A 25,382-nucleotide genomic window follows, 5' to 3' on the forward strand; every position below is an offset into this window, starting at 1 on the left:
ATCAGCGCGGCTCCTCGTCACCGGAAGCGTCTTGCGATGGCGGTGCGGAAAGGAGGCGGGAGAGGAAGAGCGCCGCGGCAATAAGGACAAGCCAGACGGTGAAAAGGTAAACCCCGCCTCCGGCGGTATCGGCTTCGGAGCTTTGCGCGGGGCGCCAGAGGATCGGCAGAAAGACAAGAAACACACCCAGTAGCGGCAGAAGTCGCGCGGCATCGGCCATGCGCCGCCGCCGGTAGCTTTGCCGGGCAAGAAATCGCGGTTGCTTTAACGGCATGGCTTCAGTCTCGTGATGGTCTGCCCCCTCATGCAGGTGTCATCTGTCGTAGCGTCGCAACGATCTCGTCGTTGGCGAAGGGTTTGGCCATGAAACGCGACGCTCCGGCCTGTTCCACCCTGGCGCGGGTATCGGCACTCCCACGGGCGGACAGGACAAGGACCGGCAGCGTGGCAAAGGCGGGGTCTACCCTGAGATCGGTGAGAATCTCGTGGCCCGAGCGGCCGGGCAGCAGCAAATCGAGGATGACGATATCGGGCGATGCGCGCTTGATCATCTCGACCGCATCCGCGCCGTCGCTGTGACTTGTCACCACCCAGCCTTCGCGGTCCAGCAAGAACCGGATCGCCTCGGCAATATGCGGCTCGTCTTCGATCAGGAGGACATGTCGTCCCATCCGGCGGTTTCCTCCCCATGGCCGTGCCGCCACATTGATCCGACTATCGCCGAACCTGACCTCACCTGTCAAAACCGATTGCACGGAACGATCCGACTCTGCGGATCAGCCGCGCGCCAGCCCGCCGTTGTCAGGGGCGCCGGGGATACTGAGAGCACGGGGGGTGGGCAGGTGTCAGTTGCCGCCAACCAGGATCGACGGCTCGCGACGTGCAGCGCAATCGGGTCGGGGGCAGATGCGGCATGACGGCCCCACCGCCTTTGGTGAACCGTCCTGCACTTCGGGTGGCGGCAGAATCAGCATCAGCGATTCGACCACCTGAGGACCATCATAGCCACCTGGAAAGCTTGGCTCAGAGTAGGCGTAGATCGTGAACCGCTGCGGCACCCGCCCGGCCATTTCAACTACCGCCCGGATCGGGGCCATGGGACGGACGAGGGCTTCGTAGAGCGGCCAGAGCGGACAGGCTGCGCCGTGGCGCGGCAAGGCAAACCCCGGGGCGGGACGGCGGAAGGTGAGTGTGCCGGACGCGTCGCAGGCGACCAGACCGAGCGGCGGGCCCATCCCTTCGGGCAACGTCGCCAGGCGCCGGAACACCGGCCCAAGCCCAGTCCCAAGGCGACTTGCAAGCGCGGTCGGGTCGGACCCTGTCTCCGCAAGGATCCTGACGAACCGGTCGAGCGGCAACGCCAGCGCATCGGACCGGTAGCGCCTGATATGGGCCAGAGCGAGATGCCGCGCCGCGCCACTGGCCAGTTCCGGCACACCGGCGATCAGGTTCTCCGGCGCGGGCGACTGGGCGCGTTCCAGCGGCGCAAGGTGATACTGGGTGCGCGCCAGCCATGCCTCGACCTCTTCCTGAGGCGACGAAAGGCCGGTTTCAGCCTCTTGCGACGTGTCGAGATAGGCGACAAGAGCGGCCGCCGCCTCGCTGAGGCGAATGCTGTCTTCATAGACGTTGCGGTGAAACCGGGCTCGCCATTCCGGGGCGATCTCCTCGCTTTCGGCAAGGATTGCGGCGGTGGACCGAACCGACGTGACCGCCGAGACAACCTCGTGCAGCGAGGCCGACAGAAACGGATCGTGGGCCATGCGTTCATGCAGGGCCTCGACCGCGCGCTCAAGCGCGGCAATCCTTGTTTGTTGCGCGGCGACGAGGCTTGCCCAGCCGGGAAAGCGGCTGACGAATTCCTCGACCCGTCCGATCTCTGCCGCGCCGTCTTGGGAAGTGACCGCTGCCGCGGCCTCGCGCAACCCGTCGAACAACGCGCTTTCTGCACCTTCGGCGAGCGCGGTCTCTTCCACCCCCAATGCATCTGCGAGACGGTTAAGCAACTCTGCCCCGACGCGGCGCCGGTTGTGTTCGATAAGATTGAGATAGGCCGGAGAGATGCCAACGGCCCGCGCCAGATCGGCCTGCTTCATGCCAATGAGCAATCGGCGCTCGCGAACCCGCGTTCCCGTAAGAGCCGATCGCGCCACAGCACCTCTCCCGAAGCCGGGCCGCGTGGACCCGCACCGCACTTTACAGCTTTTTCAAGCGATCCAAAAGTGTTGCAGGGCGCTTTTCAGCTTTTCAGCAATTCGGCGGGGCGACATCGTGGATGCGTTCGACCGCAGGCTTTCCGTCGATGCATTCCGTCAGCTGATAGGGGTTGCGTTCGCAGCCCTGTACCAGAAGCAGAATGGCCGTCGCGAAAGACATCACCGCCGCCCTGTGCCTGAAACCTGTCTTGTTCACTGCCGTCACCCGTCCAGCGCGGGTCGAAGTCCCGCTATTCCTGACCGAGATAGACCGTGAACAGCGCCCGAGAGCAAGCAAAAAGCACGGTAATCGCGTCGGCCGCTAGCAGCTCGGGGGCACCACATCCGACATACGGCTGAGATCGCTGACGCCCTCCTCGCATTCACCCACCCCGGCATCCGGTGTCTCGCATCCGGCGAGTATCACGAGTGTCAGTAACGCAAACCCGCGCAACATCCAGATTGAGATCGTGGTCATTCCTGTTCCTTTCCAACTGCATCCGTGGCTGCCGCATCGACCTGCCACCGCCGACATCTGGGCCTGACCAAGGTGGCACGCGGGCCGGATCAACGCCTTGACCGGGATCAATCCCGAATCGGCAAAGCCGCAGGGTCGACATGGATGCTACATGCGATCGCAAGAGCCCGGATCAGAACCGAAATCACCTGATGCTCCGTTTCGGTCTGGAAAGCCAAAGACGACGGAAAGACCCTGTTGGTGGCCCCATACGCTTCGTGGCATCAGCCGGGTGACCTGAAACGGAATAATCTTTACATTCGAGAGCAATCTTGGATCATAAACCCCTATGGAATCTGCGGAAAACAGGTCTGTTACCTTACGGGGACTGGAAGTCTTCGACGAACTGGCGCGGACCGGGTCGCTCCACGATACAGCACGCAGGCTTGGGCTCAGTGCGCCAGCCGCATCGCAGCAACTCAAGAATCTGGAAACGGCCCTCGGTGAAACGCTGGTCGACCGCAACCGTCGCCCGCTGGAACTGACCGAGGCCGGACGCGGTTACCTCCTGCACGTTCGTCATGCACTTCAGCACCTGCGTCAAGGCGCGGCCGAGGTGTCGCTGAAAGATCTCGGCCGCCTCAGGACGTTGCGCATCGGCTATATCGACGATTTCAACGGCGAGGTGATCCCGAGCCTTGCCGTGTCGCTCGCGCGGCTCCTGCCATATTGCGACATGTCGATCATGACCGCGTCGAGCCACGTCATCATCGAAGACCTGCTCGCACGAGAAAACGAAATCGGTATCGCCGCGCGGCCGCCGGAGCTTCCTGCCGGACTGGTGGAATGGCCGATCCTGCGCGACCCCTTCGTCATCATCATCCCGCGCGGTTACCTACCAAGTGCACCACAGGACATCGCGGAGCTCGGCGACCTGCCGCTGGTGCGTTACGACCAAAGGCAACTCGTGGGCCGACAGATCTCTGCCCATCTCAGGCGTCGGCGGCTGGAACCGCCTACCCGGATCGAGATCGACAGCAATCAGGCGATGTTCGGCATCGTCGCCAGCGGCGCTGGCTGGGCGATCACCACACCGCTCGGCGTCCTGCAAGCCCGGCGATTTCTGGGTCAGGTCGATATCCACCCTCTGCCCTTCGCGGGATTTTCGCGCACGATCTCGCTCTATCACAGGGTCGACTGGAACGATGAGATTTCAGAGGTCCTCTGCAACAAGCTGCGTGCGACCATCAAGACAGCCGTGATAGAGCCCGGAGTTGCCGCAATGCCCTGGCTTGCAGGTTCATTGACCATCTTGACCGAGTGAACACCCAATGCCAGCGGTGTAATGAGGTGGATTTTGGCACATATGCCAGATGCCGGTGTGCGGGCACTGTCGCCGGTGGCATTGCTTACCACTCCACGATCTCGCCGTTCCACGTCCGAAAGCTTCCGCTGTCTTTCGGCGCAGCATCTGAGATGCAGGCGGCGAGGCCGCGGGCCGCTTCTGTGACATCGAGATCCGCCTCCGGTCCGCCCATATCGGTCCTGATCCAGCCGGGATGTAGCAACAAGACCGTCAGCGCGGGATCATCATAGGCCAGTTTGCGCGCGCCCATGTTGAGCGCGGCCTTCGAGCAGCGATAGGCATAGTCGCCATCGGGGTCGAGCCCTTCGGACATCGAGCCTGCGCGAGATGAGATCATGGCGACCGCCCTCTTCTCCCCCGCCATAAGGTTCGATCTCAGTTCACGCGTGAGGATCAGCGGGGCCGCAGCATTGATCCGCATCACCTTTTCAAAATCGGCGAACCCCACATCGGCAAGCCCGCCCGTCGCCCCCCGTATCGCGGCATTGTGGATCATGATGTCGATCGCCGCCCCGCGCAGCAGCGTCGGGAAAGTCATGATCGCGGCTTCGTCCGCAAGATCCAGCGGCAACCAGCGAATGTCGCCCGCGATGTCCTCCCCCCGGCGTTCGGGATCGCGACAGCAGGCGATGACTTCGTCTCCATTTGCCGCATAGAGGCGGGCTAGTTCGCGCCCGAGCCCCCGGTTCGCGCCGGTGATGAGGACCGTGGCCATCAGCCGCGCGCGCCCCGCGCGATACGTCCGAAAACCTCGCCCGACAGTTTCAGCCGCCGGTCATGTGTGCTCGGATCAACTTGGGCCAGACCGAAGGGCACGGTATAGCCCGAGGCCCATTCGAAATTGTCCATCAGCGTCCAGGCGAAATAGCCTTTCACCGGAACACCAGCGCGCGCGGCTTCGGCCACATGTTCGAGGTGTTCGACAAGGTAGCGGGCGCGTTCAGGATCATGCACCTGTCCGTCCGGCCCCGGCACTTCGGGCGGCGTCGCCATGCCGTTTTCGGTGATCAGCAGTTTCTTCGGCCCGTATTCCCGGTGCACGAAATCCAAGGCATCGCGGATACAACGCGGCCAGATTTCCCAACCGGTGGCTGTGTAGCGGCCGGGCGGGTTCACCCGGGCGAAGTTCAGGGGCGGCAATTCGGTCCCCGCCCCGATGACCGAGCGGCGATAAATATTGACCCCGAGATAGTCGAGCGGCTGGCAGATCGTAGCCGTGTCTCCCTCCCGAATCTGGGGCAGAAGGTCTGCGCAAAGGTCCAGAATGTCCGCCGGATAGTCGCCCTTGAAGACCGCGTCGAGATACCAGCGGTTCTGCACACCCTCGAACCGTTTCGCCGCCGCCACATCCCCGGGCGCATCGCTCGCCGGGCTGACGACGTTCAGGTCAAGCACGATCCCCACCTCTGCCCCCGGCGCGGCGGAGCGGATGCGGGGCACGGCCAGCCCATGGGCCAGCAGCGCATGGTGGCTGGCCGCCAACCCGCCCCTCACCCCATCGGCCAGACCCGGAGCGTCCTCGCCGTAAGCATGGCCGAACCAGCCAAAGGTCCAGGGCTCGTTCAGCGTCGTCCAGTGGCCCACCCGGTCGCCGATGGCGGCGACGGCCCTTTCGGCGTAGTCGGCAAACCGTTCGGAGGTGTCCCGGCTATACCAGCCGCCCTTGTCCTGCAGTTCCTGCGGTAGGTCCCAGTGGTAAAGCGTGACATAGGGCGCGATGCCCGCCTGCAGAAGCCCGTCGATCAACCGATCGTAATAGGAGACGCCTTCGGGGTTGAGCGCCCCCTGCCCGCCCGGCTGCATCCGCGCCCAGCCGAGCGAGAAGCGGTAGGCACCAAGGCCCATCTCCTTGAGCAGCGCGATATCGTCCGGCGAGCGGCGATAGCTGTCGCAGGCCGTCTCGCCCGACGCACCGTCAACGATCACGCCGGGGCGGCGGGTGAAGCTGTCCCAGATGCTCTCGCCCTTACCATCCGCGTGAATGGCACCCTCGATCTGATAGGCCGCCGTTGCCGCGCCAAGGATGAAACCTTCAGGCAGGCGCAAAGCTGATGCGCGATCCTCCAGTGGGAAGTCGTCAGCGGCGTTTGACATCGTAGCGCCTTTCGATACTGGCAATCAGGCTCGCCGCCGCAAGCGTCAGGCAGACATAAAGGATCGCGGCGGAGTTGAAGGGGGCGAAGGGCAGGAAGCTCGCCGACTGAAACTCGCGCATCCTTTGGGTCACGTCGCGGACCGACAGGATCGACAGAAGGGACGTATCCTTCAGGATCGCGATGAATTCGTTGCCTAGGGGCGGGATCACAATCTTCAGCGCCTGCGGCAACACGACAAGACGCGCCACCTTGTAGTTGTTCAGCCCCAGCGACCGCGCGGCCTCAACCTGGCCCTGCGGCACCGCCTCGATCCCGGCGCGGAAGATTTCTGCGAGGTAAGCGGAATAGCCGATCGCGATGGCGATGACCCCCCTCAGCACGTTCGGCATGTCGATCGTGCCACCCGACACATCCTTGAGCGCGCCTGCGAAAGGCAGGCCAACGAAGAGGATGATCACCAGCATCGGAATGCCGCGCACCGTGTCGATGAAGAACTCCGCACTGACCGACAGCGGGTGGCGGCCATGCTGGTGGGCCGAGAAGGTGAGGACGCCCAAGAGGAGGCCGCCGACGAACAGGAAGACCGCCGGAATGCGGAACCGGTCGGGCAACTGGCTGGTCTGCCACAGAACCGGCATACCCTCGGGCGCAAGTTCGGCGGGTAGGAGCGCTGCGGAGACCTGCGAACCATCCGCGATCAGCGTCAGCGCATTGTCGTTTGAGGCCGTACTGCGCAGGCCGATCTCCCGCTCCGGCGCGCCTTCAAACTCACCGAACCGCACCGCATCGACGAGCGACTTCGGCGTGCCCTTGACGATGGCCACCCGCTTGTCGAGCGAGCCGGTCAGAACAAAACTTTCATGCGGCTGCATCCAGAGCACGCCCGCCAGCACCAGGGCGACGGCACAGACCGTGCCCCAGACCTTTGTCGTGCTGCGCGAAGGCGTCAGGAACAAAAGCCCGGCCCATGTCAGCCCGAGGCAACCGGCAAGCAGATAGGCGAAGATGCCGGCGCGCAGCGTGGTGAAAAGGCCCGAGGCGAAGCCGATATGGGCGGCAAGCATCATGTAGACGAGCCCAGTGCCGTTCAGAACCAGAAGTCCCAGCGGCACCCATCGGCCCAGCTTTCTGCCGGTGCCGAGTTCAACCAGCGCCGCAACAGCCAGCGCCCCGGTAAGTGCAGCATATATCCATAGCGCCGTATCGAGTTGCCCGGCAACGTAGGCCGTCCCTTCGGGTGTCAACTGGCGTGGCGTCACGGCTCTTACCACCATCTCGGACGTCACCGGATCAAGCGCGTTGGCCACGATAGACGAGGCGAGCGCCGAAAGATCCCCGAAGGCGGCCAATGCCACGGCAAGCGCGGCATTGCCGATCAGTGCGGCCAATGCCACGATCCGACCACGCCCGCCATCGGCCTTGCCCCGCCGCTGCAAGAGCGGCCAGACGATGCCCGCCACCAGCACCGCCATAACCAACAACCAGTCGCGCAAGAGCACCCCCGCCCCAGGTTCGATCCCGACGATGGCGGTGATCGAGCGGCGGTAGTTTGGCACCGTCGTGAAGAGGTAGAGGATAAAGGGCAGTACCGTCAGGATGACAAGGTTGCTGGGTCGGATACGGGCAAGCCGGTGCATCGCGGAGCCTATCGGTCAGGGAAAGAGAGGGCCGTGCGCAATCCTGCGCACGGCCAGACAGGGCTTTTCCGGCCCGGTCATGAGGTCAGTTGGACCAGTACTTCGCGACCAGCGCGTCAAGCGTACCGTCTGCCTGGATCGCGGCCAGGCCTTCGTTGAAGGCCGCCACATTCTCATCGCCCTTGCGGAAGACAAGGCCCAGCGGATCGGCCTGCAGCCCGGTGATACCGATGATCAGATCGCCCGCGAATTCCTTCTCATAGGCCGCGGCAGAGGTGCCGTCGATGATCACACCTGCGACATCCCCGTTTTGCAGCGCGACGACGGCGCCGACGAAGGTGTCGTAGAGCGCCACATTGTCCCGCCCGACGAGTTCCTCAGCGAGGTCCGCATTGGTCGTCGCCGTTTGCGCAGCCAGCTTGCGGCCCGAGGCTTTGATATCGTCGATGGTCATGCCCTCATCCTCGACCTGCATCAGCACGGCCTGGCTGACGACGAGGTACGGCTCGGTGAAGTCCATTGTCTGCTTGCGCTCGTCGGTAATCGAAACGCCCGAGGCAACGAGGTCGAATTCGCCCTGCTGAAGCGCGCCGAAGATACCATCCCAGGCGGTGGTGACAAACTCGGCGGTACAGTTGATGCGCTCGCAGATCGCGTTGACGATATCGACGTCAAAGCCGACGATCTGGCCGGTCGCGGGATCCACCGTTTCCATCGGCGGATAGGTCGTGTCGGACCCGACCATCAGATGGGCGCCGCCGAGATCGGCGGCATGGGCGGCAAGGCCCAGGGCCGCAAACGCTGTGGCAAGGAATGTGGTCTTCATGCTTTTCTCCTCTGTTGATGGGTTTGCCCCGCTGCCGCCAGCCGGTCGGGCTGGCGCGGGATCAGTCTTGGCCGGAAGACCCTGACAAGGTCGCCCGGCGCCTCCCCCGCCATGCGGCGGAGAAGGAAGTCGCCCAGGCACCGGCCGAGTTCCTCGACCGGCTGGAAATAGGTCGTGAGTGGCGGGGCGAAGTATTCGGACACGTTGAGGTCATCATAAGAAATGACCGAGACATCCTCTTCGGCACTGAGGCTGAGATCGCGCAGGCCAGCCAGAAGGCCAAGCGTCGTCGCCTCGTTCACACAGACAAAACCGGTTGGCGGATCCGTCATTGCACGCAAGCGGTGCAGGCTTTCACGCCCGAAGCGCGCGGTCAGATCGCCCTCGGCAATCAGGTCGTCGCAGGGCGCGAGCCCGGCTTGGGCAAATGCCGCGCGAAAGCCTGCGATACGGTCCTGCGCATAGGCAAAATCGGGATCGGGATTGATCAGCGCGATCCGTCGGTGCCCACCCGCGATCAAGCGGCGCGTCGCGTCCCCAGCGACCCAGCCACTGTCGATATCGACATAAGCGTGACCGCTGGTTGTGTCGCAGTGCCCCATGGCGACAAACGGAAAGTCCATGCTGCTGAGATAGACAACCCGCGGGTCGTTTCGCCGGATTCCGGAAAAGACAATCCCGTCGGCCAGCCCGCGCCGGACAATTTTTTCGGCGACATTGCGGCCGTCCTCGGCGTCGCGGATAAGATGGACCGAAAGCTGGTAAGACGAGCCTTCGAGCGCGCGGCTGATCCCGCTCAGGATCTCGGCATATTCCACGCCGTGCCATTCATGGCCTTCCGCGACCGAAATCGGCATGAGGACGGCGGCCTGAAAGCTTTTGCCGGTACGCAGGGAGGCCGCACGCGGGTTGGCCGCATAGCCAACGCTTTCTGCCGCCGCGCGGATCCGGGCCTTGGTCTCGTCCGTGACAACGGGCGAGTCGTTCAATGCCTTTGATACGGTAGCGATGGAATAGCCGGTCATCTCGGCAAGCGTCTTCACCGTCGGGCGCCGCGCGGGCGCTGAGCGATGGGCCGTTCTTGCCGTCATGATCCCCCCGTGACGGATGCCGTCGACGTGACGTCTTATAAAAACGTTTTTATAGCCTTTTCGATAGCTGTCAACGGACTCACGCACGGATCTCCGCAAACGCGGCCTCCAGCGCCGCGATCAGGATATCCGCCTCAGCCCTTCCAAAGACCATCGGCGGCTTGAACTTGAGAACATTGTCCAGGGGACCGTCGGTCGATGCCAGTACGCCCTGCTGTCGGATATGGTTGACGATCCGGCCCGCCTCTTCGGTCGCTGGTTCCAGCGTATCGCGGTCGCGCACCAGCTCGATGCCGGAAAACAGCCCCCACCCCCGGACATCGCCAACAAGCGGGTGACGACCGGCCATTTCTTCGAACTGGGCAAGCATATAGTCACCCGTTTCCAGCGCCTTCGCCTGCAATCCCTCGTTTTCGATGATGTCGAGCACGGCAAGGCCGACCGCCATCGACACCGGATTACCGCCGAAGGAATTGAAATACTCCATCCCGTTAGCGAAGCGGGCGGCCAGTTCCGGCGTCGTCACCACGGCGGCCAGAGGGTGGCCGTTGCCAATGGGCTTACCCATGACAACGATGTCCGGCACCACACCCTGCAATTCAAAGCCCCAGAAGGCGGAGCCCACGCGGCCGAAGCCGCATTGCACCTCATCGGCAATACAGACGCCACCGTGTGCGCGGACAAGTTCGTAGGCGGCCCTGAGATAGCCGTCAGGATAGACGACCTGCCCGCCGACGCCCGAAATTGACTCGGCGATGAAAGCAGACGCCCCGCTACCGGTTTTGGCCTCAATGGCATCGAGACAGCGGGCCACGTCTGCGGCATAGGCCCGTCCCGAAGCATCTGACATCCCCTTGTGCGGGCCACGATAGGGATCGGGAAAGGCTGCGATCTCCACAAAATCGGGCTGCGGATAGCCACCTTTGCGCTTGAATTTATAAGGGCTGATATCGACCATCCCGCCGGAATTGCCATGGTATGCCCAGTCGAGCACCACGGTCGACTTCTTCCCGATGGCCGTCCGCGCGATGCGGAGCGCAAGTTCGTTGGCCTCGGTCCCGGAATTGACGAAATAGGCGACCTTCAGATCACCGGGCAATTTCGCCGTCAGCCGGTCGGAGAAATCGAGCATAAGGTCGTTCAGATAGCGTGTGTTCGTGTTGAGGATGGCCGCCTGCCGCGCGACGGCCTCGACGACCTTGGGGTGACAATGGCCGACATGGGTGATGTTGTTCACCGCGTCGAGATACTTGCGCCCTGTATGGTCGATGAGCCACGGCCCCTGCCCCCGGACGATCTTCAGCTTCTCGGCGTAAGATATTGACAGTGAAGGGCCAATCGACATCGCCCGCCGTTCCAGAAGCTTAGCCGGTGGATTCGGATCGATGGTGAAACTTTCCGGCGCGAGCCGCAGGATGAGGTTCGGATCAGGGCAGATGCCCGACCACACATCCCAAAGGCTGTCATGCCCGACGCCGTAGAAATTGCCATTCTGCGACAGCATATCTGTCATCACCTGAAAATGCAGATGCGGTGCCCAGCCACCGTTTTCCGGCCAATCACCGAGATGCGCGATACACTGACCCGCCGCCACCTCCTGCCCTTCCGCCAAAAGCCCCGGCAGCGACCCGCCAAGATGGCCGTAGAGAGTATAGAAAGGCACACCCTCAGCCGTTTGATGTTCCAGGATCAGGGTGTGCCCGTAGTCAAGAGGTTCGGCATTGTAGGCCACCGTATGGACCCGCCCCGGAAAGGGGGCGTGAACTGGCGCGCCTGCGGGGGCGAAGACATCAATCCCCAGATGCCTTGTGCGACGTTCCGGACTGGCCGCGTCGGCGAATTGTGCAGCGGTATAGACAGAGCGATTTTCCCCATAGGACCCAAGCCCATAGAATCCCACATTGAGAGGAAGGTTGGTTGGCCTATGAGCGGAAAACCAATCGTCCCAGGCGCGATCCCTGATGTCCGGCATGTCCGCAGGCGGTGCGTCGGTCAGGAGCGCGAACCGGGCCGAGCGGGCAATATCAGGACAAAAAAGCGGTTCCGCCTCCGATCCGACGAGGTGGGTCCGAACCGCTTGCTCGGACCGCGTGGCGTCAAAGCCAGCGGCGCGGCGGCAAAGCGCCACCATGAATTCGGGATCGAGCCTGTCCAGCTTTTCGAGAAGCGTGAAGGCGGGTTCTTGCGAGACTGTCAGATAAGCGTTGTCGGGATGCTCCTTCGCACGCCGGGACGAAATGCATACGGACGCGACCAGCCGCATCCGCATGAGGTCGTAGAGAAGTTCAGCCTCGTCCTCGGTGATTGGAAATTCGGACACGAAGCCACCGGTAATGGCCCGTATTGCCGCATAGAGGTCGTCGACATCCAGCAGTGCGTACGCCAATGTGATCGCGAGTTCGTTGATCGTTCGACCGAAGGACATATCGCCGAAATCAATCACACCGACAATGCGATCAGGGTCACCGGCATCGACGATCACGTTGTTGTCGTTGGCATCCTGATGCAGAACCGAAGCGCGAAGCCCCGGCAAACGCGGCGCGACCCTGTCGCGATATCTGGCGAACAGACCCTCGACCATCCCGCGGCGCGCATCGGCTGCAATGTCGCCGCTCCAGGATGACAGATTGCCTACATGGTCGAGGGACCAAAGAAAATCCGGCCGGAACGCGGCCGGATGCCCGAAACCCTGAAGACCCCGGGTAAGCCTGCCCATGAATGCACCGAGGTCCCGAAGCTGGCCGAGACTGCGCGGGCTACCGCTGAGCAGTACACCATCCACCCATGTCACCAGCCTCACAATGGATTTGGCGCCGTTCACCTCGATCAACGAAATGTCATCGCCTGCGAGTGTCGGAACGATTTGGGGCAGGCCCTGGACCCCGGCGCGTGCAAGGTGCGACATCGCGGCGTTCTGCAGTGCGATCTGGTCCGGGTCCTCACCGGCATTGGCGATCTTCAGAACGAAGGTGCGCGCGCCCCCATCGATCCGGGCATTCTGATCGCGCTCTGAAATCAACGGCAAGACCTCACTCGTGAAGCCCCAGACGCGCCGCACCAAAGACTGCATCTCGGCCAATGACAGATCGGGAGGGGGCGTGGTGAAAGCAGACATTCCTTCTCCGTTCAAAGGGCGCGTTGGCGACACGAGGGTCAGTTCGGCGGCCGGATCAGGGCTCCAGGCTTCAGAAACCTAATGCCTTCAACAGCCCTGCCCCGGCAAACACCACGTATTTTGCGGAAAAGAATATAAACGTTTTTATTGAATGCAACCCGGGAGTTCACGCATCCGGACCGCGACCCGAAAACCCGTCACTGGCCCCCGCTCCCGCAATCGGGAAGACCGCCGGCAAAGAAGGTCTCCGGCACCCATTTCAGTTCGGAGATAACATAGTTGAACTTGTCATCGCCCGGTTTCGGATTGACCAACTCGAACGCGACCTGCCCGTCACGGGACACCTCAAAAGCCCTTCCCTGCTGCGGGCTGGTCACCGCAAGCGAACCGTCCGGCAGGGGTTGCACCTTTCCCCGGATCCGCGAAAAGAAATCGTTCTTGCGGCCGTCAAAAATCACACGACGATCGTTCCGCGATGCATCCAGCGTGACAATCTCGGAGAAGTCGCGCCCCATGCGATTGTTATAAACCATGATTTCGCCCGACGGCAGCCAGTCCGGATCATGCTGACGTTCGGTCAGACCGATGCGCCACCATTTAATCTTCAGGGACGAAGGGTCGAGTACAAAGACCAGATTGAGTGACCGTGCACTGATGAGCAGGTCGCCGACGGAAAAGTCCGGGAAAGCCGCAGCCAGATTCGCTGGAAGGGGTTCCACCTCGTTCATGTGAAGCGGATCCTCCATCCATTTCCCGGCCGTATTGCGGTCATTCCGCTCGGTTCCGTTGGCAAGCTTGCGGCGCATCTGGAGGATATCGACCTCGGGATTGGCCGCAACAACGTCCTCCATCGAGATCTGCCGCAAGACGGTTCCGTCGGCAACCGACACTTCCGCCAGAGCCTTGTCGTTTATAAGCGACCAAACCGTATTCGCGTCGCTGGAGAGCGACACGGTGTGATGGAACTCGCCCGCCGTCGACCAGAGCCGCTGGCCGCAGGCATCGAACCGCTGCAGAGACATGCCGTCGTCAAAAGCCACGATGAAGGACCCGTCCGGCAACAGCGCAAAGCCATGAACGAATTTCCGGCTGTTCGGAGCCGGCTCCACCCCGCCGACGGAGATTTCGTCCAGCTTCAGAGCTCTGACGATTTTCAGATCCGGCGACAAAAGCAGCAATCCATTCTCGGGTGTGCCCGACATGGAATAACCACCAAGCACGTAACGCCAGCCACGGGCCATGCGGGTCGATTCAGCGCGATACAGCAACCCCTCGACCGTGCTGTCATCGTCCCGGTCAAGCGGCACGAAACCACTGTAGTCGGCCCCCACTTCGCGTTCCACGGTCACCGAGATCTCGGCGGCCCTGCCCGTCGCGATCTGGTTCAACTCCTTGAAGACGTCTTTAACAAGTGTTGGAAACGACGCGACTTGTACCGCCGCGCGACCGACCGCCCCCGTGCGGTCGCTGCCACTGAGCTGGGATTTGACCATCCAGCCGAAGACCATCGTCAGAACCAACCAGAGTATGAGGCAGAGCAAGAAGAACCAAAGCGCTACTGAACGTGCCACGTGAACTCCGTCTTAATGGCAGAAAATCGGCGTCAGGATAGACAGTTCACCCCGCAGAGACAACATTGGCAGAGCCAGTCAACTCGTTACGGGACGTTGGCTGCACAATTGCGCCCACCCCACAGGACTTGCTGCGCCCCGGTTCACAATAGGTCAAAACCGGATCAACTTTTACTGGCAATATCATTGACTTATTGCTGCTCGGCCAGACGCTTTCCGCGACTGCCAAAAATTGATCGCCTCTTGCTGCGCCCAAGCCTCGGTCCTATATTGGCGCTGTTCGGGCTCGCCCGGACTATGGACATAAACGCGCTCGTAATAACCGGATCGGACCCGGGGGCGGTACCCGGCGGCTCCACCAATCACCCGTTATTGGCGGGACATGGGGCCGAAACAGGATCGACGAACGTCTAAAGGGGTTTGCTTTGTCCCGGTGAGGTACCACCGTTATCGGTCCGCAAAGTACAGTTGCCAATAACAACCGTGCTCCGATGGCTCTGGCTGCGTAAGCAGTTCGATCTATCGAAACTTAAGCCCTTGCGCCTAGCAGCGTAAGGCGGGGTTCGCAGGCACCTGGCAACAGAAGCCTGCACTTCCCTCTTCATGCTTCGTCAACGACGTCCGTTTAGGGTTGCGGCAATACGCGCGACGTCCCGGACCGACGGAGACATGATGACAAATCTCGAATTACTTCAGGACTGGTACAATCGTGTCTGGGTCGAAGCGGACCTCGACGCGATCGACACCTATTTCGCGCCGCGCGCCGGGGCCGATGGGATCATGCCGGATGGCCAGGTCGGGGTGGAAGATTTCAAGGCACTTGTCCCTGCATTGCTGGCCCTCGTCCGGGATCTTTCCATCGACATCGAACGCAGCCACGAAATTGGCGATTGGCTCTGGACCCAGATCGTCGTGAAGGCCTCGACCGCGCATGGCATCGATCCGATCCACGCGCGGGGACAGGTTATGGTTCGGATCGAGGATGGCAAGATCGCCGAGGCCTATAACTGCTTCGACTTCATCACCTTCTTCGAACAGGCGGGACTACTGCCGCAGGACGCTTTTATGCTTCTGCTATCGGGAGAGAAGCTCAGCTAAACCGCGGGTCTTGCCGGCCATGAGGTTCGGTCGCATGATCGGTCCATGAAACGTGCCCTTCTTCCTGCCCTTCTTCTGCTGTCGCGGCCGGTATTAGCCTGTGACGTGGCGCTTGTTCTGACGATTGACGTGTCGGGGTCGATCGACCGTGGCGAATACCGGTTGCAGGTTCAGGGATTGGCAGATGCGCTTGCCGACCCGGAAATCGCGGATGCGATGGTTTTGGGGCAGGTTGCTCTGGCGGTTGTCGAGTGGTCCGGCACCGGACAACAGGCATTGTCAATGCCCTGGCGGCGAATGCTCAGCTATGACGAAGTCGCGGACTTCTCGGCCCGCGCCCGTGACCTCAAACGCGCCTATTCGGGGTCGGATACGGCGGTGGGTGAGGCCATTGCGTTTTCGGTCCAGCAATTCGCGGCCGTCTCGGATTGCCGCCGCAAGGTCATCGACGTGTCCGGAGACGGGCCTCAGAACGCGGGCTTTCCGCTTGCGCCCGAACGCACCGGGGCGGAGGCTGCCGGGATTGAGATCAATGCCGTCGCCATCGAGGATATCGGACAGGCGACGCCGATCACCGAGTTCTACCGGCGTTTTGTCATCACCCGGAATGGTTTCGTGATGACCGCACGCGGACTGGAGGATTACCCCCGCACGATCCGCGCGAAAATTCTGCGCGAAGTGGCAAAGCCGCTCGGCTGAACCTTGACGCGCCGCGCCGTTGCGTGTCACGCTTCCCGTCATGGGGCCCGCGACCGCGCCCCGTGAGGCCACGGCCAGACGCGTCGCATCCTTCATGATCAACCGAAAGGATGCCCCATGCCCGGCTTTGCCTCCATCTCTGCAATTCAGCTTGCCCGCCTGATCGGCACGCCCGACTGCCCGGCCCTGATCGACATCCAAACGGAGGAGGATTTCGCCGCCGATCCAAGGCTGATCCCGGGGTCGTTCCGTCACCCGTTCGATCGGGTTGAGGACCTCGTCTCCGACCTGACGGCGCGGCGCGTGGTGGTCATCTGCCAGAAGGGCAGAAAACTATCCGAAGGGGCCGCGGCGGTTTTGCGCTGCCGCGGTGTGCAGGCGGAAACCCTTGACGGCGGCGCGCTTGGCTGGGCCGCCGAGGGTCTGCCGATGATCCCCGCCGCCGCCCTGCCCGTTACGCGCCTCTGGGTCACGCGGCACCGGCCCAAGATCGACCGTATTGCCTGCCCATGGCTGATCCGTCGGTTCATCGACCCCGGCGCGCGGTTCCTGTTCGTCGCCCCGGTCGAGGTTCCTGCTGTAGCCGAGAAGTTCAACGCCACCCCATTCGACATCGAAGGCGTCACCTTCTCGCATCGCGGCGAGAAATGCTCTTTCGACGCGCTTCTTGACGATTTTCAACTTCACACAGAGCCGCTCGACCGGCTGGCTTTGGTGGTGCGCGGGGCCGATACCGACCGCCATGACCTTGCCCCGCAGGCGGCCGGGCTTTTGGCGCTGTCAGTTGGCCTGTCACGGCAATACAAGGACGATCTGGAGCAGGTTGAAGCCGGAATGCTGATGTATGACGCGCTTTATCGCTGGGCCCGCGATGGGTTCGATGAAGGCCATGGCTGGCCGGCGGGGCGCAAGGCATGAGCGACCCCAACCTCTGGCAGGTCTTCGGCCGCATCGGCATCCTGTCTTTCGGCGGTCCAGCGGCACAGATTGCGCTGATGCACCGTGAACTGGTCGAGGAGCGCGACTGGCTGAGCGAGGAGGAATATCTGCGCGCCCTGTCGTTCTGCATGCTGCTGCCCGGACCCGAGGCGATGCAGCTTGCCTCCTATGCGGGCTGGAAGCTGGGCGGCATCCGGGGCGGGCTGATCGCGGGCGGGCTCTTCGTGCTGCCGGGGGCGGCGGTGATCCTTTTGCTGGCGGCACTTTATTCCGCCTTCGGGCAGGTGCCGCTGGTCTCGGCGCTCTTTCTCGGCGTCAAGGCTGCCGTCGTGGTGATCGTGATCGAGGCCCTGATCAGGGTGGCCCGGCGGGCGATGAAAGGACAAGCGGCCTACGCGATTGCGGTCCTCGCCTTCATCGCGATCTTCGCTTTCAATCTGCCCTTCCCGGTCATTGTCGTTGCGGCTGCCATCGCAGGGGCAATTCTTCTCCCGCGTCCGCCCGCCAAGGAAATACCCCTTCCCAGGCATCCCCGCCTTGCCGGAACAGTGGCCGCCGGACTTGGGTTCTGGTGGGCACCGGTCGCTGCCCTTGCACTTTGGGGACAGGACTTTCTGGTGGAAATCGGGCTCTTCTTCTCAAAGCTCGCCGTGGTCACCTTCGGCGGCGCCTATGCCGTTCTCGCTTACATGACCCAGACGGTCGTGCAGGACTATGGCTGGCTGACAACGCCGCAAATGATGGACGCGCTGGGGCTGGCGGAAACGACGCCGGGGCCGCTGATCCTTGTTACCGAGTTCGTCGGCTACCTTGCGGGCGCGCAGGAGGGCGGCGCGGGGCTCGCCGTTGCTGCGGCGGCGCTGACGCTTTGGGTCACCTTCGTGCCCTGCTTTCTCTGGGTCTTCGCCTTCGCGCCCTATATCGAATGGATCGCCGCCCGCCCACGTCTGGCCGCCGCGCTTTCCGGCGTCAGCGCCGCCGTCGTGGGCGTCATCGCCAATCTGGCCATCTGGTTCGCGCTGCACCTGTTCTTTACCCGCACGGGCAGTCTCGGCGGGTTGTCCCTGCCCGTTCCGGACCTGACATCCTTTCACTGGCAACCGGCCCTGATTGCTTTGCTGTGCGGCTGGCTTCTGTTGCGACGACACTGGAACATAATCGCTGTTCTCGGCCTCGCCGCCTCTGTCGGAGCGGCCCTGTCAGCGGGCCAATGACAATGCACCGCGCATGCGCGGCAAGAGCCCTTTCATTCCGGTTCGAATCCCTTATGCTGGCGATCACGCAGCCACGGGAAGACCGCAAAATATGAGTAAAACCATCGACTACGGCAACCTCATGCACCGCGCGATGCGCGGTCTGATTCTGGAGGTTCTGCGCGGGGTCGAACGGCATGGTCTGCCCGGCGAACACCATTTCTTCATCACCTTCGACACACGCCACCCCTCGGCCCAACTCGCCGATTGGTTGCGTGAACGGTATCCCGAGGAGATGACCGTGGTGATGCAGCATTGGTACGATGCGCTGAGCGTGAATGACGACGGCTTTGCCATCACGCTGAATTTTGGCGACAGCCCGGAACCGCTCTACATACCGTTCGACGCGATCCGCACCTTCGTTGATCCCTCCGTCGAATTCGGCCTGCGATTCGAAACGCAGGACAGCGACGACGACGACGAGGATGAAGACGAAGACGACACCGAAGAGGCCACTGCGCCGCGCAAAGAGGCCGAGGTTGTCAGCCTCGACAAATGGCGGAAGTGACGCTCTAGCGACGTTAGCGCCACCGTTAACGACATCGTCCTTGGCCCCCCGGCCGGAATCGCTTAGGCAGGGTCCGACATCTTTCAAGGACGGACCTTTGCCATGACCAAGACCCGCACCGAGACCGACAGCTTCGGCCCGCTTGAGGTTCCAACCGACAAGTATTGGGGGGCGCAGACCCAGCGCTCGATCATCAACTTCCCCATCGGCTGGGAAAAGCAGCCGGTCGCGATCATCCGCGCGCTTGGCGTGATCAAACAGGCGGCGGCTGAGGTCAATATGGCGACCGGCAAGCTCGACCCCGCCATCGGCAAGGCGATGGTGCAGGCGGCGTCCGAGGTCGTGGCGGGCAGGTTCGACGACAACTTTCCGCTGGTCGTGTGGCAGACCGGATCGGGCACCCAGTCCAACATGAACGCCAATGAGGTCGTGTCGAACCGCGCCATCGAGATCCTTGGCGGTGAGATGGGATCGAAAAAGCCGGTTCACCCGAACGATCACTGCAATATGGGCCAGTCGTCGAACGACACCTTCCCGACCGCGATGCATGTCGCCATCGGCATGATGGCGCGCGATGTGCTGTTGCCGGGCCTGCGCAAACTGCATGGGGCGCTTGCCGCCAAGTCCGAGGAATTCAAGGACATCATCAAGATCGGCCGGACGCACACGCAAGACGCCACCCCTCTGACCTTGGGCCAGGAATTCGGCGGCTATGCGCATCAGGTCAAGAAGGGGATCGAGCGGGTCGAAGGCTGCCTGCCCGACATCTATGAACTGGCGCAGGGCGGCACTGCCGTCGGGACCGGGCTCAACACGAAAAAGGGCTGGGATACCGCGATTGCCGCCAAGATCGCCGAGATCACCGACCTGCCCTTCGTCACCGCACCGAACAAGTTCGAGGCGCTGGCGGCGCATGATGCGATGGTCATGTTCTCGGGCGCGCTGAAGACGGTTGCCGCGAGCCTTTTCAAGATCGCCAACGACATGCGGCTTCTGGGCTCCGGCCCCCGTTCGGGTCTGGGCGAACTGATCCTGCCCGAGAATGAGCCCGGATCGTCGATCATGCCGGGCAAGGTCAACCCGACACAGGCCGAGGCGCTGACCATGGTCTGCGCCCATGTCATGGGCAATGACGCCGCCGTCGGTTTCGCCGGGTCGCAGGGGCATTTTGAACTGAACGTCTACAACCCGATGATGAGCTACAATGTGCTCCAGTCGATGCAGCTTCTGGGCGACGCTGCAGGCAGCTTCACCGATAACATGGTCGTCGGGACCGAAGCCAATATCGCGCGCATCGACAAGCTGATGAAGGAAAGCCTGATGCTGGTGACGGCGCTTGCCCCCACCATCGGCTATGACAATGCCACCAAGGTCGCCAAGACCGCGCACAAGAACGGCACGACGCTGCGCGAAGAGGCCATTGCACTCGGCTTCGTCGATGGCGAGACCTTTGATCGGATCGTGCGCCCCGAACTGATGGTCGGCCCGGAGGACTGAGACCTGCCCCAGATCGTCAACCTCAGGACCGAGCGCAAGCGGCGCGACAAGGCCAAAGACCGGGCGAAGGCGGCGGAAAACGCCGCCCGTTTTGGCCGGAGTAAGATTACAAAGGCCGAGGAAGAGGATGCAACCGCCCGCGCGGCCCGGCATCTCGACCAGCACCGGCGCGAGGACCCGGAGACGTGAGCCGCCCGCTCAAAAGGTCGCTGACCCTGAACGGGCACCGGACGAGCGTGTCACTGGAAGACCCATTCTGGCGCGCCTTCAGGCAAATTGCCGAAGCTAGGGATGTGCCGATCAATGCCCTTGCGGCTGAAATCGATGCCGCGCGCGATGCCGAAACCGGCCTTGCAACAGCGATACGGCTGTTCGTTCTGAACGATTTGCAGGTCCGGCTTGCGGGGCGCTGACGCCTAGCCTGCGACGGGTTGCGGATAAAGTGCGCGCCGGAGCTTACGGCTAAGCGACTTTTGATACTCTTCGTCCTCGGTCAGACCTCTGCGGCGGGATCGGGACGTCAGTTCGCCAGAAAAGAGCGCCTGGATTTCCTCACGCGATACGGTTTCGAACTCGGGTTCCGGTTCAATGTGAATTCCGACGAAGCGCCAGGACGGAATGGCGATGCGCAGCAGGCTGCTGGCGGCGTCGCGCCCCGTTTGACCGCTGTGATATTCGTGTAACGCCATGTTCCCTCCCCAGGGTCACGACACTTCCCCACGCGATCACGTCGGTCCATTATGGCCGAAGAATCGCACGCCAAACTCGAAGCTGCGATAGTTTCTCATCCCAGATCAATTCCCGGTTGCGGACATCATTGATTTCCCGCCAACAAGGTTAACGAATGTTGTCTCAACGCAACAGAATGCCAACGGGCCCAAGGCATCTACCGACAAAAAGCCACAAGTCGCAGCATTGCGTCTTCAGCCACTCTCTGACCGTTCCGGCATAGCGACCGTTGCCTTGCGTCCAAAGATTAATTCAGTTCGCGCTTCAGCAAAGCCGCAATTTCCTCACGCGAAACCGAGAGATCGACACCCCCGGTTTTGAAAGCCTGAGACGCGCGGATACCAAAGGATGGAAAGGCGATGCGGATATGCCCCTGCAGGAGTCCGGAGACAACAGGGCTCTCGCCGTGAGTGCCGCGAAACCAGTTCAACATCGTTACCCGCCCCCCGACGGATGTGTGATCCGGGCCCACTTCTGAGTGTGTCTGCGGTCCCGGCGGACGTTTCCGCCCGATGTGGTGACAAAGTCAGTTCCGGCGAGATTCTTAACAAATCCCTTATTGGTTGTATTTATTTTCGCCTGAGTAACGTTGCGTCATCCTGCCGAGTTTGCGGGAAGATTCATCTCAATCATGGCAAAACCATGGTGAATTCGCTAAAATTGCCGCTTTTTGGCCATTTTTGAGCAATTCACCGATACCAAGGTGTTCCGATCTGGAATCTGATTCGTTTTCCCAACGCGGCAAAATTCATAACACGACTTCCACCAGTGGTTGCCGTCACCTCGGATGGCACGGTTATTGCCTTACTGAAACCCGAAGTGGAATGCCCGCCTGCGAACGGACTGTGAGATGGGCCACAGGAACCGGCGGTGGCGTACCTTCTGTCGAGAATTCCAGATCGCGGACCAGAAGCGCGAGTAGTAGCGGCCCCTCGATCATTGCGAACCCCGCCCCGGGGCAAACCCGGGGTCCCGCCGAAAACGGCAGGAAGGCACGCCGCGCGCTGTCGCGCCCCTCAGGGCTTTGCCACCGGCCGGGATCGAAGTCATCGGGCCGGTCCCAGAGTCTTTCGTGCCGGTGGACATGCCAGGGGCTGATGACAATCTGCGCCCCTCGCGGCACGGCCCGGTCGCGGAACCGGGCCGGGCAGCGCGCTTCACGCACCATCATCGGCACCGGCGGATAGAGCCGCAGCACCTCGCGGAAGGTATCGCGGGCCAGCTTAAGCCGGGCGACATCGGCAAAAACAGGCGTTTCGCCCAGAACTTCCCGTGCCTCCGCGGCGACCCGTGCCTGATGGTCGGGATCGGCGGCCAGAAGATAGAGCGCCCAGGCCAGAGCCGAGGCTGAGGTTTCATGCCCGGCAAGGAAGAAAATCGCGACCTGATCAACCATTTCATCTGCATCAAAGCGGGCGCCGGTTTCGGGATCGGCGGTCGTCATGATCTTGGTGGCCAGATCGTCGGGCGCCGTACCTGCGGCAATTTCGGTCGCGCGCTCGGTCGTCAGTCGGGCGATGAGGCCCCTTATCTCGCGCGCGGCGCGGCCGATGCCGGGGCGATGAAACCGCGGCACCCAGCGCGGCAAGGGCAGGAAGGCCGCAAGGTTCAATAGTGGCTGCGCCCGCTGATAGCGGCGGAAGGCGTGGAACACGCCGGAGGCGGCTTGATGTTCTATCGGTATTGAAAAGAGCGTGCGAAAGATCACGTCCGCTGCGGCATGGCTCGCCTCTTCTTCGACCTCCACCACTGTTCCCACCCGCGCCGCCATCCGGTCGCGGGCCGAATCGGCGGCGCCAAGCATGGCAGGAAAGGTCTGATGCAGACGCCCACCGGCAAAGGCCGGGTCGATGATCCGCCTTTGCCGCGACCATTCGGCGCCATTGGTGACAAAGACCGACCGACCGAGCAAAGGTCGCAACCCCTCGCGCACACGGTCGGATTTCGGGAAGTCCGCCGGGCATTCCTTCAAGACCCGGTCGATCAGGTCGGGGTCGTTGCAAAGGTACGAACGAAAGAACGGGGTACGAAACTCGGCCATCCAGGCGCGGTAGAGCCGCGCCGGTTGAGCGGAAAGGATATCAGCCCGGAAAAGCCGCAGATATCGCAGCAGGGACACCTTGTCAGGGCGGGAGGCGGGTTTCGGCGCGATCATTCGATATCCCGGTAACGGTTTGCCACACGCTCGATCCGGCTTTGCGACGGCTTGCGGTCGCGGAACCGGGCGGCAAGCGTCTTCGGTCCGGCAGTTATGCGAAAGTAATCATAGTCGCCTGGTCGGTCGAACGCGCAAAGATACTGGAAATGCAGCCGGAAATACCGCCGCTTCAATGCCTGCCAACGTTCGGGGCTGAGGGTCTGGGTGAAGGCAGCCGAGATTACGAGGGGCCATCGTTTGTTGGGTGGCGCGACACCGGTCACGCTGACCGGATCACACAGCGCGAAAGAACAGCCGTCACCGGGGGCCGTGACATCGACCCATGCCAATTCATCACGCGCCGAAAGGAAGGCGAGATCGGCCCTCAGCCGTCGCGCGCACGGCAGGAAGGCAGCCATCGGCACCACATGGCCGAGCGACAGAAACCCCAGGGCTGGCCCCGATGCGGGCACCCTGCCCGACCGGATCAGATCGGCCAGAACCGACACGGCCAGATGCGCGCCGGAGGAATGCCCGACAACCAGCACCTCGTCCCAGTCCTCCTGCAGTGCGGCCACGACGCGGTCCGTAAACTGTGCCAGCCGCGCCTCAAGCACGGCCGGATAGGCGCCACCCTCCTGTGCCGTGAACGCGTAATCATGCATCAGGTAATAGGCATAGATCCTGCCATCGAGCGCCCGGAACCGCCAAAGGATCGCCCAGACGAGCAGCGCGGCCCCGATCCAGCCAAACCCGCCCGGCAATCCAGCCGCCGCAAGACCACGGCCCAGCAGCAGGGCGGCGCCCCAGCCCGCCGCAGCCGCGATGAGCAATTGAAGCAAAAGTACCACCACAGGATAGAGCGCCGCTATGGTGGGACCCTTTCTCAGCTGCATGACACGGAAAATCACACCCGAAGCGACATAGATCCATGCGGTTTTCAGAAGCTGCCCGTAGGTCGCAGCAATCCCTTCAGCCATCGAAGACCGGACGATGTCGGACCAGACCAGAACCTCGATCTCCGCCTGAGTTTCGCCGTCCTCCATGCGGCCGGTGACCTGCCATCCGTGAGCATGGCCGGGACGCTTGGGGCCAAGCACAACTTCATATCCGGAAATCTCGGACTGGGCCTTGGCTTCGCTGCGGTAAAGCTCGCGGTAGCGACGCGGATGAAAGGGGTCGTAACCGGGGATGTAAAACACCCGCCGGCGCGCAACCTTGTCCCGGTCTCCGCGCTGCATTCCTTTGCCGCCTGCCGACTGCCTCTGTTGCAGGTGATGCTAACGAAGAATAACCGGCATTACCAATCAGGAACCGCGCGCTTCAGGATCAGAGATCCTGGCCCGCAAGCACGGCCCCGGCGGCCCGGCCCAACTGCCGTGACACATCCTCAAAAACGGTATCGTATCCAGAAAACAGCGCCCGGTTCAGGTCACGCCCGGCCTCGGTTTCGGAAAAGTCGATGTACTCGCCAACTTCGGCATCGGTCAGCGGCGCATAGGCCATGGCGAGATAGGACAGGATCCATATCTCGGTTTCCTCGCGAATATCGCGCTCCTGCCCCCAGATTTCGCCGATGATCTCATCCTCAACCATCGCCGACGGCAACGCGCCCGCATCAGCCAGCCCGAGGTAAAAGGCATAGTTGGCATTCAGCCCGCCGGTTACGTTCGCCTCGACAAGATCGTTGGTCGAGACGAACTCTTCGATCAGCTCAAGCCGGGGATCGGCGGTCTCGCGCATCTCCTCCAGTTTCGCCCGGCTCGCCTCATCGACAGCTTCGTCCAGAAGGGCGCGGCGAGCCGAGATCTCCAGCGCGACGATCCGCTGCCCCAGATCGGACGAAAAGAAGTCCAGCATCGCAGGAACATCGCCATCTGACGCATCCAGCGCAGCCGCGAACGCTTCGGAGAATCCATCGACCATGCGCCCGGTCTCATAAATACCAGCGACGGCGTCATTCCAGCGGGCGCCGCCGCTGCCCGGAAACATGTCGGCTTCCAGATCGCGCCCATAACCAAGCCCCTCCTCGGTCATCACGGCGAAGACCTCAGGCAGTTTCAAAGCCGCATTCAATGCCGCGACATCAGCGTCTGCGGCGCGGCAGAGCCCGGGCAGAGAAAGCAAGAGTGCGACAAGTGGCGCTGCGGCAGGTCGGAACATGGATG

Annotated in this window: 26 protein-coding genes and 1 other RNA gene; 10 read left to right on the top strand and 17 right to left on the bottom strand. The window is 62.4% G+C overall.

All coding sequences use genetic code 11. From position 1 onward, the window contains the following. Nucleotide 1 precedes the first annotated feature (1 nt). From QKW60_RS01660 to QKW60_RS01680, 5 genes are all read right to left on the bottom strand, one after another. Entirely contained in the window at nucleotides 2-274 is a 273-nt protein-coding gene (locus QKW60_RS01660) for a hypothetical protein (RefSeq protein ID WP_282365937.1), read from the bottom strand. Between the two features lie 28 nt (nucleotides 275-302). Further along, entirely contained in the window at nucleotides 303-671 is a 369-nt protein-coding gene (locus tag QKW60_RS01665; RefSeq protein WP_282365939.1) for a response regulator transcription factor, read from the bottom strand. A 174-nt stretch (nucleotides 672-845) separates the two neighbouring features. Then, on the bottom strand, nucleotides 846-2,153 hold the full coding sequence (locus tag QKW60_RS01670) for a helix-turn-helix transcriptional regulator (RefSeq protein WP_282365941.1): 1,308 nt from the start codon (nucleotides 2,151-2,153) through the stop codon (nucleotides 846-848). Between the two features lie 94 nt (nucleotides 2,154-2,247). Continuing rightward, nucleotides 2,248-2,376 carry a hypothetical protein gene (locus tag QKW60_RS01675; protein ID WP_282365942.1) on the bottom strand — a complete coding sequence of 43 codons (129 nt, stop codon included), beginning with the start codon at nucleotides 2,374-2,376 and terminating at the stop codon, nucleotides 2,248-2,250. Nucleotides 2,377-2,517: 141 nt separating this feature from the next. Next, on the bottom strand, nucleotides 2,518-2,673 hold the full coding sequence (locus tag QKW60_RS01680) for a hypothetical protein (protein WP_282365943.1): 156 nt from the start codon (nucleotides 2,671-2,673) through the stop codon (nucleotides 2,518-2,520). Between the two features lie 328 nt (nucleotides 2,674-3,001). On the opposite strand from QKW60_RS01680, the gene QKW60_RS01685 reads away from it, so the two are divergent. After that, complete coding sequence (locus tag QKW60_RS01685; protein WP_282365944.1) at nucleotides 3,002-3,976, top strand: LysR family transcriptional regulator; 975 nt, start codon at nucleotides 3,002-3,004, stop codon at nucleotides 3,974-3,976. 85 nt (nucleotides 3,977-4,061) lie between these two features. On the opposite strand, the gene QKW60_RS01690 is transcribed toward QKW60_RS01685, so the two are convergent. The 7 genes from QKW60_RS01690 to QKW60_RS01720 all read right to left on the bottom strand — a co-directional run bounded on the left by QKW60_RS01690 (nucleotide 4,062) and on the right by QKW60_RS01720 (nucleotide 14,354). Beyond that, nucleotides 4,062-4,733: an SDR family oxidoreductase gene (locus tag QKW60_RS01690; RefSeq protein WP_282365945.1), complete on the bottom strand. Its 672-nt coding sequence runs from the start codon at nucleotides 4,731-4,733 to the stop codon at nucleotides 4,062-4,064. Next, nucleotides 4,733-6,112 (bottom strand): GH1 family beta-glucosidase, encoded by a 1,380-nt coding sequence (locus tag QKW60_RS01695; RefSeq protein WP_282365946.1) that lies wholly within the window; start codon nucleotides 6,110-6,112, stop codon nucleotides 4,733-4,735. The genes QKW60_RS01690 and QKW60_RS01695 overlap by 1 nt, the downstream gene beginning before the upstream one ends. Further along, on the bottom strand, nucleotides 6,096-7,751 hold the full coding sequence (locus QKW60_RS01700) for an amino acid ABC transporter permease (protein WP_282365948.1): 1,656 nt from the start codon (nucleotides 7,749-7,751) through the stop codon (nucleotides 6,096-6,098). Before QKW60_RS01700 ends, QKW60_RS01695 begins: the two co-directional genes overlap by 17 nt. Before the next feature lie 85 nt (nucleotides 7,752-7,836). Further along, nucleotides 7,837-8,577 (bottom strand): transporter substrate-binding domain-containing protein, encoded by a 741-nt coding sequence (locus QKW60_RS01705; protein WP_282365949.1) that lies wholly within the window; start codon nucleotides 8,575-8,577, stop codon nucleotides 7,837-7,839. Further along, nucleotides 8,574-9,668: a LacI family DNA-binding transcriptional regulator gene (locus QKW60_RS01710; RefSeq protein ID WP_282365950.1), complete on the bottom strand. Its 1,095-nt coding sequence runs from the start codon at nucleotides 9,666-9,668 to the stop codon at nucleotides 8,574-8,576. Before QKW60_RS01710 ends, QKW60_RS01705 begins: the two co-directional genes overlap by 4 nt. A 79-nt stretch (nucleotides 9,669-9,747) precedes the next feature. Continuing rightward, nucleotides 9,748-12,783, bottom strand: a complete 3,036-nt coding sequence (locus QKW60_RS01715) for an aminotransferase class III-fold pyridoxal phosphate-dependent enzyme (protein WP_282365951.1) — start codon at nucleotides 12,781-12,783, stop codon at nucleotides 9,748-9,750. A 197-nt stretch (nucleotides 12,784-12,980) separates the two neighbouring features. Next, a complete protein-coding gene (locus tag QKW60_RS01720; RefSeq protein ID WP_282365952.1) occupies nucleotides 12,981-14,354 on the bottom strand; it encodes an arylsulfotransferase family protein in 1,374 nt (457 codons plus the stop codon). 239 nt (nucleotides 14,355-14,593) lie between these two features. On the opposite strand from QKW60_RS01720, the gene ssrA reads away from it, so the two are divergent. From ssrA to QKW60_RS01765, 9 genes are all read left to right on the top strand, one after another. Continuing rightward, nucleotides 14,594-14,948: a transfer-messenger RNA gene (gene ssrA, locus QKW60_RS01725) on the top strand. A 78-nt stretch (nucleotides 14,949-15,026) separates the two neighbouring features. Next, entirely contained in the window at nucleotides 15,027-15,452 is a 426-nt protein-coding gene (locus QKW60_RS01730) for an ester cyclase (RefSeq protein WP_282365953.1), read from the top strand. 45 nt (nucleotides 15,453-15,497) lie between these two features. Further along, nucleotides 15,498-16,151, top strand: coding sequence for a DUF1194 domain-containing protein (locus QKW60_RS01735; RefSeq protein WP_282365955.1), 654 nt, complete (start codon nucleotides 15,498-15,500; stop codon nucleotides 16,149-16,151). Nucleotides 16,152-16,268: 117 nt separating this feature from the next. Beyond that, nucleotides 16,269-17,069, top strand: coding sequence for a chromate resistance protein ChrB domain-containing protein (locus QKW60_RS01740; protein WP_282365957.1), 801 nt, complete (start codon nucleotides 16,269-16,271; stop codon nucleotides 17,067-17,069). Beyond that, a complete protein-coding gene (gene chrA, locus QKW60_RS01745) occupies nucleotides 17,066-18,304 on the top strand; it encodes a chromate efflux transporter (protein ID WP_282365959.1) in 1,239 nt (412 codons plus the stop codon). Before QKW60_RS01740 ends, chrA begins: the two co-directional genes overlap by 4 nt. A 91-nt stretch (nucleotides 18,305-18,395) precedes the next feature. Further along, the gene (locus tag QKW60_RS01750) at nucleotides 18,396-18,851 is read left to right on the top strand and encodes an SspB family protein (RefSeq protein ID WP_282365961.1); all 456 of its coding nucleotides are present in this window, start codon (nucleotides 18,396-18,398) and stop codon (nucleotides 18,849-18,851) included. Nucleotides 18,852-18,953: 102 nt separating this feature from the next. Next, complete coding sequence (fumC, locus tag QKW60_RS01755; protein WP_282365963.1) at nucleotides 18,954-20,348, top strand: class II fumarate hydratase; 1,395 nt, start codon at nucleotides 18,954-18,956, stop codon at nucleotides 20,346-20,348. A gap of 12 nt (nucleotides 20,349-20,360) precedes the next feature. After that, a complete protein-coding gene (locus QKW60_RS01760; protein ID WP_282366847.1) occupies nucleotides 20,361-20,537 on the top strand; it encodes a DUF4169 family protein in 177 nt (58 codons plus the stop codon). Next, a complete protein-coding gene (locus QKW60_RS01765) occupies nucleotides 20,534-20,761 on the top strand; it encodes a ribbon-helix-helix domain-containing protein (RefSeq protein WP_282365965.1) in 228 nt (75 codons plus the stop codon). The genes QKW60_RS01760 and QKW60_RS01765 overlap by 4 nt, the downstream gene beginning before the upstream one ends. A 3-nt stretch (nucleotides 20,762-20,764) precedes the next feature. On the opposite strand, the gene QKW60_RS01770 is transcribed toward QKW60_RS01765, so the two are convergent. The 5 genes from QKW60_RS01770 to QKW60_RS01790 form a co-directional block, all read right to left on the bottom strand. Continuing rightward, complete coding sequence (locus QKW60_RS01770) at nucleotides 20,765-21,037, bottom strand: hypothetical protein (protein WP_282365967.1); 273 nt, start codon at nucleotides 21,035-21,037, stop codon at nucleotides 20,765-20,767. Between the two features lie 287 nt (nucleotides 21,038-21,324). Then, nucleotides 21,325-21,510, bottom strand: a complete 186-nt coding sequence (locus QKW60_RS01775; RefSeq protein WP_282365969.1) for a hypothetical protein — start codon at nucleotides 21,508-21,510, stop codon at nucleotides 21,325-21,327. Between the two features lie 363 nt (nucleotides 21,511-21,873). Further along, nucleotides 21,874-23,232 carry a cytochrome P450 gene (locus QKW60_RS01780; RefSeq protein WP_282365972.1) on the bottom strand — a complete coding sequence of 453 codons (1,359 nt, stop codon included), beginning with the start codon at nucleotides 23,230-23,232 and terminating at the stop codon, nucleotides 21,874-21,876. Continuing rightward, nucleotides 23,229-24,455 (bottom strand): hypothetical protein, encoded by a 1,227-nt coding sequence (locus QKW60_RS01785; RefSeq protein WP_282365974.1) that lies wholly within the window; start codon nucleotides 24,453-24,455, stop codon nucleotides 23,229-23,231. The genes QKW60_RS01780 and QKW60_RS01785 overlap by 4 nt, the downstream gene beginning before the upstream one ends. An 88-nt stretch (nucleotides 24,456-24,543) precedes the next feature. After that, the gene (locus QKW60_RS01790) at nucleotides 24,544-25,377 is read right to left on the bottom strand and encodes a DUF2059 domain-containing protein (RefSeq protein WP_282365976.1); all 834 of its coding nucleotides are present in this window, start codon (nucleotides 25,375-25,377) and stop codon (nucleotides 24,544-24,546) included. Nucleotides 25,378-25,382 lie beyond the last annotated feature (5 nt).

Origin of the sequence: Albidovulum aestuarii (assembly GCF_029961185.1) — a bacterium.
Lineage (GTDB): Bacteria > Pseudomonadota > Alphaproteobacteria > Rhodobacterales > Rhodobacteraceae > Albidovulum > Albidovulum aestuarii.

Excerpts from the sequence above, each read along its gene's own strand:
- QKW60_RS01660 (WP_282365937.1), bottom strand. The coding sequence starts at position 274 with ATGCCGTTAAAGCAACCGCGATTTCTTGCCCGGCAAAGCTACCGGCGG.
- QKW60_RS01665 (WP_282365939.1), bottom strand. The coding sequence starts at position 671 with ATGGGACGACATGTCCTCCTGATCGAAGACGAGCCGCATATTGCCGAG.
- QKW60_RS01675 (WP_282365942.1), bottom strand. The coding sequence starts at position 2,376 with ATGTCTTTCGCGACGGCCATTCTGCTTCTGGTACAGGGCTGCGAACGC.
- QKW60_RS01680 (WP_282365943.1), bottom strand. The coding sequence starts at position 2,673 with ATGACCACGATCTCAATCTGGATGTTGCGCGGGTTTGCGTTACTGACA.
- QKW60_RS01685 (WP_282365944.1), top strand. The coding sequence starts at position 3,002 with ATGGAATCTGCGGAAAACAGGTCTGTTACCTTACGGGGACTGGAAGTC.
- QKW60_RS01690 (WP_282365945.1), bottom strand. The coding sequence starts at position 4,733 with ATGGCCACGGTCCTCATCACCGGCGCGAACCGGGGGCTCGGGCGCGAA.
- QKW60_RS01695 (WP_282365946.1), bottom strand. The coding sequence starts at position 6,112 with ATGTCAAACGCCGCTGACGACTTCCCACTGGAGGATCGCGCATCAGCT.
- QKW60_RS01700 (WP_282365948.1), bottom strand. The coding sequence starts at position 7,751 with ATGCACCGGCTTGCCCGTATCCGACCCAGCAACCTTGTCATCCTGACG.
- QKW60_RS01705 (WP_282365949.1), bottom strand. The coding sequence starts at position 8,577 with ATGAAGACCACATTCCTTGCCACAGCGTTTGCGGCCCTGGGCCTTGCC.
- QKW60_RS01710 (WP_282365950.1), bottom strand. The coding sequence starts at position 9,668 with ATGACGGCAAGAACGGCCCATCGCTCAGCGCCCGCGCGGCGCCCGACG.
- QKW60_RS01715 (WP_282365951.1), bottom strand. The coding sequence starts at position 12,783 with ATGTCTGCTTTCACCACGCCCCCTCCCGATCTGTCATTGGCCGAGATG.
- QKW60_RS01730 (WP_282365953.1), top strand. The coding sequence starts at position 15,027 with ATGACAAATCTCGAATTACTTCAGGACTGGTACAATCGTGTCTGGGTC.
- QKW60_RS01735 (WP_282365955.1), top strand. The coding sequence starts at position 15,498 with ATGAAACGTGCCCTTCTTCCTGCCCTTCTTCTGCTGTCGCGGCCGGTA.
- QKW60_RS01740 (WP_282365957.1), top strand. The coding sequence starts at position 16,269 with ATGCCCGGCTTTGCCTCCATCTCTGCAATTCAGCTTGCCCGCCTGATC.
- chrA (WP_282365959.1), top strand. The coding sequence starts at position 17,066 with ATGAGCGACCCCAACCTCTGGCAGGTCTTCGGCCGCATCGGCATCCTG.
- QKW60_RS01750 (WP_282365961.1), top strand. The coding sequence starts at position 18,396 with ATGAGTAAAACCATCGACTACGGCAACCTCATGCACCGCGCGATGCGC.
- fumC (WP_282365963.1), top strand. The coding sequence starts at position 18,954 with ATGACCAAGACCCGCACCGAGACCGACAGCTTCGGCCCGCTTGAGGTT.
- QKW60_RS01770 (WP_282365967.1), bottom strand. The coding sequence starts at position 21,037 with ATGGCGTTACACGAATATCACAGCGGTCAAACGGGGCGCGACGCCGCC.
- QKW60_RS01775 (WP_282365969.1), bottom strand. The coding sequence starts at position 21,510 with ATGTTGAACTGGTTTCGCGGCACTCACGGCGAGAGCCCTGTTGTCTCC.
- QKW60_RS01780 (WP_282365972.1), bottom strand. The coding sequence starts at position 23,232 with ATGATCGCGCCGAAACCCGCCTCCCGCCCTGACAAGGTGTCCCTGCTG.
- QKW60_RS01785 (WP_282365974.1), bottom strand. The coding sequence starts at position 24,455 with ATGCAGCGCGGAGACCGGGACAAGGTTGCGCGCCGGCGGGTGTTTTAC.
- QKW60_RS01790 (WP_282365976.1), bottom strand. The coding sequence starts at position 25,377 with ATGTTCCGACCTGCCGCAGCGCCACTTGTCGCACTCTTGCTTTCTCTG.